Origin of the sequence: Neobacillus drentensis (assembly GCF_036965645.1) — a bacterium.
GTDB classification, from domain to species: domain Bacteria; phylum Bacillota; class Bacilli; order Bacillales; family Cytobacillaceae; genus Neobacillus; species Neobacillus drentensis_D.
Genome location: NZ_JBALPZ010000098.1, coordinates 1 through 3,977, shown reverse-complemented (window position 1 = coordinate 3,977; position 3,977 = coordinate 1). Strand labels below are relative to the sequence as shown.

The 3,977-nt window shown below is 38.3% G+C and carries 3 protein-coding genes; all 3 read left to right on the top strand.

The genetic code is table 11. The features are described 5' to 3' along the window. Positions 1-441 precede the first annotated feature (441 nt). Entirely contained in the window at positions 442-1,968 is a 1,527-nt protein-coding gene (locus V7266_RS19050) for a sugar ABC transporter ATP-binding protein (RefSeq protein WP_335469937.1), read from the top strand. Then, the gene (locus V7266_RS19045; protein ID WP_335469935.1) at positions 1,965-2,960 is read left to right on the top strand and encodes an ABC transporter permease; all 996 of its coding nucleotides are present in this window, start codon (positions 1,965-1,967) and stop codon (positions 2,958-2,960) included. The genes V7266_RS19050 and V7266_RS19045 overlap by 4 nt, the downstream gene beginning before the upstream one ends. Before the next feature lie 52 nt (positions 2,961-3,012). Next, a partial coding sequence (locus V7266_RS19040) for an ABC transporter permease (protein WP_335469934.1) occupies positions 3,013-3,977 on the top strand: 965 nt, incomplete at its 3' end.

Below are 3,977 nucleotides of genomic sequence, written 5' to 3'. Positions count from 1 at the left end.
TTATCACTAGTTACGAACTGTTCGAAAGAGTGGAAGCAGCAAAGAAGAACTTACAACAAGCTTAATATGAGAGCTAAATAAATCATAGAACCTACAAAAACGTACTCACGTCAAAGGTTTTATAATAGTAGACTCCCGCAAAGTGGGGCTGATGGATGAACATCCATTTTGCGGGTGGTGTAATAAAAAAATTATAGAGGGTTGTATACTGCCAGCTACGTAAGTTCAAAGTAAGAAACCTTGCAAGAAGTTTACTATTTGTTTATCTAGTTGGAGAAAACTAAATGGTTTTGAAATCGTTTACAATCTAGATCTCTGTAAAATTTTTTTCTATAATTTCTAGGTCTTTACTACTATTCACTTGCTAGTTATTTTACGAATTACAAACTAGCTTACTACTATCAATGCGTAAGTAGATTATATAGGAATGGAGGACAACAAATGGTAGTAGAAGATGATAGCGTGCTGATTTCGTTGACCGGAATCACAAAGGAATTCCCTGGTGTAAAGGCACTTGATAACGTTTCACTAGATGTACGAAAAGGAGAAGTTCTAGCCCTGGTAGGAGAAAATGGTGCTGGTAAGTCTACTTTAATTAAGATTTTATCTGGTTTATATCAGAAGGATAGTGGAGAAATCAAAGTTCTGGGGAAATCTGTAGAAATAAAGGATGCTAGACATGCTCAGGAACTTGGTATTAGTACAATATTTCAAGAACCCACACTAGCTCCTCATTTAACTGCAGTTGAGAATGTATATCTCGGACGAGAAATATATAAATCTTATCTTGGCGGTGCAGTGAAGATTTTAGCTGAAAAAGAAATGTACCAAGAGACAGAAAAACTTTATCGAAACTTCTTTTCTACTATCGAAGATTTAAAAAGACCAGTAATGGAACTTGGTGCTCTGAAAAATCGGGTCATCGAGATTGCCAAGGCACTTTCAATTAGCGCTTCAGTTGTCATTATGGATGAACCAACCGCAGCTCTTGCGGAACACGAACGTGAAGTTTTATTTGATTTCATTCGGGCGCTTAAGGAACAAGGAGTATCCATTATTTACGTATCACATCATCTGAAAGAGTTATTCTTACTTGCTGATCGTTTTCATGTCATGCGTGACGGCAAGCATATCACAACAGTCAATTCCAATGAGACAAATATTGACCAGCTAGTTTCTATGATGGTAGGCCGTGAGATATCGAACTTTATTGCAAAGGAAACCATTCCAACTGGTGAAGAAGTCTTACGAGTTACAGATTTAAATCAGTCAGGAACTTTGAAAAACATCAACTTCCATATTAAGGAGGGTGAAATCGTAGGCATTGCAGGACTTGCTGGTTCAGGACGGACCGAAACCGTCCGGGCAGTAATTGGTGCCGATGAAATTAGTTCAGGCAGCATCCGAGTAAATGGGAAAGAAATTCGAATTCGATCACCGCGTGATGCTATTCAGGCTGGAATTGGCCTGCTTCCAGAAAGCCGAAAATTGCACGGAGCTTTAATAGAAATGGATGTAAGTAAAAATATCACTCTGGCATCTATTAATCGTGTACTATCAGCGAAGTTTATTTTAAAGAAAAAAGCAGAAGTAGATACAGCAGAAGATTATAAAAAACGTCTGGGTATTAAGACACCTACTGTACATCAAAAAGTTAGATTGTTAAGTGGTGGAAACCAGCAAAAAGTAATATTAGCTAAGTGGCTTTTCTCTAAGCCGAAAGTGTTGATTTTTGACGAACCAACAATCGGTATTGATGTAGGTGCAAAGGTCGAAGTTTACAATTTAATGTCAGAGTTTGTAAAGAATAGCGGAGGCATTTTAATGGTCTCTTCTGATCTACCAGAGCTTTTAGGACTTTCTGACCGTATCTATGTTATGCATAAAGGTGAATTTGTAAAAGAGTTTTCTCGTGAAGAAGCTACAGAGGAAAACATTATGTACTACGCTTCAGGAGGACATAGATGATGATTGATACTAAAATTGCAACAAATTCTAACAAGGCGTCTAATTCTAAAAGTAGTCTTGTCTCCTTTTTTAAACTGGAGGGAGTTGGAGTATTCATTATTCTCATCCTATTGTCCCTATTTTTGACAGTGATGATACCCAGTTTTTTAACGTTTGATAATATATCTAACTTATTAGTGCAATCGATATTTATCATGATAATCGCTTTTGGAATGATGTTTGTGCTTTCAACGGGTGGTATCGATCTATCAGTGGGATCGGTCTTGGGGCTTACTGGTGGGGTTACCGGCTGGCTAATGATGAGTGGTTTAAATATGTGGATTGCGATCTTGGGGGGATTAATTCTAGGATTTCTCATTGGTCTTATTAATGGAGTCATCATCACAAAACTAAAAATTTCAGCCTTTTTAGTAACCTTTGCCATGCTATATATAGCACGGGGACTGTTAACTCTACTAACTAAAGAGGAACCAATTAGTAGTTTTGCTACTCCAGGATTTGTATTTCTTGCCCAGGGAGATGTGCTGGGAATTCCAACGCCGTTCTTAATCACATTGGTCCTCTTTCTCTTACTGTATTTTCTATTTAAATTTACTAAGTACGGACGTTTTATTATCGCAACAGGTTCCAATACAGAAGCAGCGCGCTTATCTGGTGTGTCCACTGATCGAATCAATATAAGTGTGTATGCACTTTCGGGGTTACTGGCGGCAGTAGCTGGTATCCTTCTGACCTCACGCCTAACGTCAGTACAGCCTTTAATGGGAAACGGATATGAATTATATGCTATAGCTGCAGCAGCCATCGGTGGTACAAGTATGTTTGGTGGTAAGGCAAGTATGGTTGGGGTAACGATGGGATCACTGATTCTTGGACTTATCGCAAACGGCTTGGATCTTCTATTGGTAGATCAGTTTTATCGTTTAATCATCACTGGGATCATCATTATTATTGCAGTAGCTATTGAGCGTTATCTATCTAGAAAAAGCTAATTAAGCAATAACGACACTTCAGAGGAGGGGTACAAAATTGGATAATAAAGGTATGGAAGTTATCCAAAAGCATCATTCTTATGGAGTCCCGCTGAAATTTGATCGGTATCTCACGGGTATCTTCATGGTTCTCGCAGTAATTATAGTTGTAATGTCATTTGCATCAGAGCATTTTTTAACCTTTACAAATCTATTAAACGTTTTACAACAGGCTACCTTCATCATGGTATTAGGATTTGGTATGACTTTTGTCCTTTCAACAGGTGGAATTGATTTATCCGTTGGTTCTATTTGTGGTATATGCGGTGGAATGGTTGCATGGCTTCTTAATCAGGAAGTTAATGTTGTCATAGCCATTGCAGCAGCTTTACTCCTGGGTGTTTTAATAGGTGCTGTTAATGGGATTATCATAACTAAATTAAATTTATCCCCTTTTATGGCTACTTTAGCAATGATGATTATTATCCGGGGTATCCTATATGTTTGGACTGGATCTATTCCTTTCCGTTCATATATGACAGATAGTTTTCAGTTTATTGGAAATGGTCGGATCTTGGGAGTGCAATTTCCTGTTATCGTAGCGGTAGCATTACTTATCCTACTCCTAATTGTCTATCGAAAAATGAAATTTGGTCGGCATATTCTTGCTTTAGGAAGTAGTGAGGAGTCGGTTCGTATATCGGGAATTAAAGTAGATATGCTACGCATTAAGGTGTATGCGCTTTCTGGTCTGATCGCTGCTATTGCAGGTATTCTACTGGCTTCTCGTCTTACTACAGTGCAGCCTGAAATGGGCAGAGGCTACGAGTTAGAGGCAATTGCAGCTGCGATCATTGGTGGAACAGCTTTAAATGGAGGTAAAGGAACCTTAATTGGAACAGCAATCGGAACAGTTATTTTATATCTGATTAAAAATGCTATGAATCTTCTGAATGTTGATCCGTTTTGGGAGACGATCGTGGTAGGTTTTATTATTCTACTGGCAGCCACAGTACCGGTTTTAATGGGTTACTTCAA

Excerpts from the sequence above, each read along its gene's own strand:
- V7266_RS19045 (WP_335469935.1), top strand. The coding sequence starts at position 1,965 with ATGATGATTGATACTAAAATTGCAACAAATTCTAACAAGGCGTCTAAT.
- V7266_RS19050 (WP_335469937.1), top strand. The coding sequence starts at position 442 with ATGGTAGTAGAAGATGATAGCGTGCTGATTTCGTTGACCGGAATCACA.